The sequence below is a fragment of the Streptomyces sp. NPDC051020 genome (assembly GCF_040683105.1).
Classification (GTDB): Bacteria; Actinomycetota; Actinomycetes; order Streptomycetales; family Streptomycetaceae; genus Streptomyces.
This window is the reverse complement of sequence record NZ_JBFBCG010000189.1, coordinates 1-3,569: the sequence shown is the minus strand read 5'-3', so window position 1 is coordinate 3,569 and position 3,569 is coordinate 1. Positions and strand designations below refer to the sequence as shown.

General features: G+C 70.4%; 3 protein-coding genes and 1 pseudogene. 1 reads left to right on the top strand and 3 read right to left on the bottom strand.

Features of this window, described 5'->3' with window-relative positions; genetic code table 11:
- Positions 1-131, top strand: a pseudogene (locus tag AB0N06_RS38345) (IS110 family transposase); the annotation flags it as partial.
- A 346-nt stretch (positions 132-477) separates the two neighbouring features.
- On the opposite strand, the gene AB0N06_RS38340 reads toward AB0N06_RS38345, so the two are convergent.
- From AB0N06_RS38340 to AB0N06_RS38330, 3 genes are all read right to left on the bottom strand, one after another.
- Entirely contained in the window at positions 478-726 is a 249-nt protein-coding gene (locus tag AB0N06_RS38340; RefSeq protein ID WP_366139298.1) for a hypothetical protein, read from the bottom strand.
- 66 nt (positions 727-792) lie between these two features.
- The gene (locus AB0N06_RS38335) at positions 793-2,661 is read right to left on the bottom strand and encodes a hypothetical protein (protein WP_366139297.1); all 1,869 of its coding nucleotides are present in this window, start codon (positions 2,659-2,661) and stop codon (positions 793-795) included.
- A gap of 106 nt (positions 2,662-2,767) precedes the next feature.
- Complete coding sequence (locus AB0N06_RS38330) at positions 2,768-2,896, bottom strand: hypothetical protein (protein ID WP_266904142.1); 129 nt, start codon at positions 2,894-2,896, stop codon at positions 2,768-2,770.
- Positions 2,897-3,569 lie beyond the last annotated feature (673 nt).

The window sequence follows — 3,569 nt, the reverse complement described above, 5'->3', positions numbered from 1 at the left end:
AACGTGCCGAGGGCAAGAAGCACGTCCAAGCCGTGCTCGCTCTCGCTCGCCGACGCGTCAACGTCCTGTGGGCCCTGATCCGTGACCGACGGTGCTACCAGGTCGCACCCCCAGTCACAGCAGCCGCTTGACAACAGCATTAGGAAGCGTTGGTACGCGCCAGCGCTTGGACGAGCCGCTCGCGTTAGGGGCAGGCGTGGCGGTGGGCCGGGCCCGCCCGGGGTGGGCTTGCCTGCGATCACGCCGCGCCTCGGGCGCGTTGGTGGGGTCTGCTGCGGGGGTGTCGAGGAGTGGGCCGAGGCGGCTGTACAGCGCGTCGAGGCTTTGCAGGGTGTCGTTGTCGATGACGGGGAACGGCGCCTGGTCGGGTGGGAGGAGTGCGGCAAGGAGGTCGAGCGGGGCCCACTCCTGGTCGAGACGCTGGTTGATCCAGGTCCGGGCGGCGGGTACCGGGCCGCGTGCATGGAACCGGCGCGCTCAGCCGTCGCGCTGGTCCTGTCCGCTCGCGGCGGCGGTTCCGCCCGGCTGCGCCTTCTTCTCCGCCTCCGCCAGCGGTGCTCGCGCCTTCTCGGCGCTCACGCGGCCGGTGACCTTGTCGTACGGGAGCTTTCCGTTGAACGAGTACTTCCGGTTGGCCTGAGAGATGATCGGCCCTGCCATCCGGGCCTGCTGGCGCTCGACACCGCGCCGGTCGGCCTGCAGGCGCTCCAGGCGGCGCAGTGTCACCCCCGGGTTATTTTCTGTGCTGCTCGTAGTGCTCGGCCGTGTCGGCACGGTGGGCCCGGGCGGCACTCACTCGAGGAACGACAGCAGTACGGTCAGAGCCAACAGCACAGCGAGGACGGGACCCAGTGGCAGGCCGTGGTTGCGCGGTGGACTCTGCTCGATGGGGCGCAGCTCCGGACGGGTGTGCAGCACGTTGATCTCGTCGGTCATCCGGTTGTACGGCGGGCGCAGTCCCAGTCGGCGTTCCGCCCAGGGCCAGCCGATGCCGGGCAGCTCCCAGGTGTCCTGGTCGCGCACTCGGATCTCGACCGTGCCCTCACGGGTGTAGGCGGCCCCCCGCAGCCGTTCCCACGGCACATGCCGCACCTTCCAGGCTCCGGTCAGCCACAGCCCCGCGCTGTCCGCGGTGACCCGCCAGTTGAGCAGGGTGGCCGCCAGGTTGAGCAGCATGAACAGTCCGAAGAAGCCGAGGACGTGCCAGCCGAACCCGTCCGCCAGCAGCGTGTCGGTGACGAACTCGGTCCCTACCACTGCGCACGCCGTGAAGGCCAGCCCGCCGGCCCTGGCCGCCTTGCCAGGTCCCCAGCGCATCGGCTGGCCGGTGGGTGTCAGGGTCGCGGCCACCTCTGCCACACGGTCGTCCGGCAGCGGCTTGGCGCCGGCGGGTTCCTCGATCGCGTCGAGGTTCGGGGCCTGCGCCAGGGGGCCAGGGCCACTCCTGGGCAACCGGACCGGCCCACTGGTGCGCGTCACCACCGGGTTCCCATCACCGTCGGCCGTGAGGAAGACCAGCTCGCTGCCTTCGCACGGGGCGCCGAACATGACCGCGTCGTGCAGCCGCGTGTCGAAGACCGGGGCGTCCTCGCCCTCCCAGTCCTCCTCGTCGTACTCCCCCTCATCGGGCTGGTCCTCGTCGGGCAGCACCTGCACGAGGAGACAGCTGAAGAGGGGGGTGCTGCCAGAGGCGTCGTCGGCGGCGTAGACCCAGGTCCGTCCGTTGAGATCGACGCGCTCCAGCACCCGCAGAGCCGGCACCGGTCCCCAGCGCAGCGCCGCACTGCGGCGGCGTGCCAGGACGCCCGTCGTGAGCAGCGAGATGCCCGGCAGCCCGGCGGCCAGCGCCAGCAGTTGCCAGCCGAAAGCGTCGTACGGCTCGGCGGCCAGGCGCCGCCACCGTCCGTCCTCCAGCACCGTCACCGTGGTCCCGACGGTGTAGTCCTCGGGGAACGCCGCGTCGACGGTGATGCGCCGCGCGTCGTCGGTGCGGACACGGACCGACACGTCGTTCCGGCTGATCACCTCGGCCGCGATGCGCTCCGCCTCAGCGGCATGGCGCTCGTCTTCGCGCACACCGCTCAGGCCCAGGCAGATCGCGCCGGCGGCCACGACGCACAGCATGGCACCGGCTGCGAGGGGGATCATCCCCCGCCGCAGCGGGCCGACGGGCTCGGGCAACCGGTGCCCTATCCCGGCGGCGGCCCGCTCCACGAGTCGCCGCTGCTCACGCCGGGCGGCCGACCGCGCCCAGGCCGCGGCCCAGCCGAGCGCGAGGACCGCGATCACCGCCATGTTCGCGGCTCGGGACACCTCTCCGGGGGCGGGGAACTGCTCCCACGCCACGAGGACCGCCAGGACCGGCGCGATGACGAGGGTGAGTTCGGGAAGCCGGGCGAGCCAGTACAGCAGGCCCACGGCCAGGCCCGCCTGCACCATGCCGGCCCAGTCCGGACCGCACGGAACCGCATCGCTGCACACCGGTTCCGGATCCACGCCGATCGCCACGACCAGGGGGACGAGCAGTGCCAGAACGGACCACAACGGCCTCGTCCACGGCGCCAGGCCGGCCTTCCGCCACGCCGCGGCGTCGACGGACTGCCAGTTGGGAAGGTCTGCGGGGACGGACCCCGACGGTATCGGAACCGGGCTCTCGGACACCTGAGGATTATGCGGTAGGCCATCGCACCTGTTCCCACCGGCCCTCACCGGCAGGACCGGGCTCCCTGACGGCGACCGGAACGGTCCCGGACGCCGTCGGCCGGGTTCACTCCGTGTGGACCGCCTCTCCTGCGACAGGAGTGAGCACCGAACAGGTGCCGGCCACGTCCGTGTCCGGGGCGAACAGGTCCCGGTCGAGGACGGCGAGGTCCGCGGCCATGCCCTTGTGCACCACGGGTGTGAGGGATGGTCACTTCCACGGCACGGTCACCGCAGCCGCAATCCGCTTATGGCTCCGCCCATGATCCGCGGGGCAGTGCCTAGCCGTGCCGTACGGATCCAGGCTGCGCTCGCATGACCCACATGTACCCGGCCAGACCAATTGATCCGCGCACCATGGCGTCAGCCCACACTGGCAAGATGCTGCCCCAGGCGTTCCACCCCAGGCTCCAGAACACGAGCAAACTCAGTGCGCTTGCCACCATGACCGCGCTTCCATACTTGACCAGTGTCGTGCGGCTTCTGCCCAGCCAGGCTCCCAAAAGCCCAGCCGGGATCTGCACCATCACATGGAAGCTCGCGCATGCCAGCGGCACAGCAAGGAGGAGGACGAAGGGAGAATCTGCGGTGGGATTGCCTGGCGGAGTCGCGTAGCCGGCGTCCAGCATCCACAACGGCGGCACCAAGAACGTGAGCAGGAGTATGGCTCCGCTCAGATGCATAGCGCCAAAGTGCCGCAGTGCGGAATGTGAAGCTCCGATGCTTCGCCTCCTGGCAGTCGGACCATCGGTTCTCTCGCCCATTTTTGGCTTTCCGTATGAGTGGGTCACTCTGTGGCGGGTTGGCGTCCGGGAAGGGTGGGGCGGGGGCCGGCGAGGGTGAGCATGACGAGGGCGATGATGGCGTCG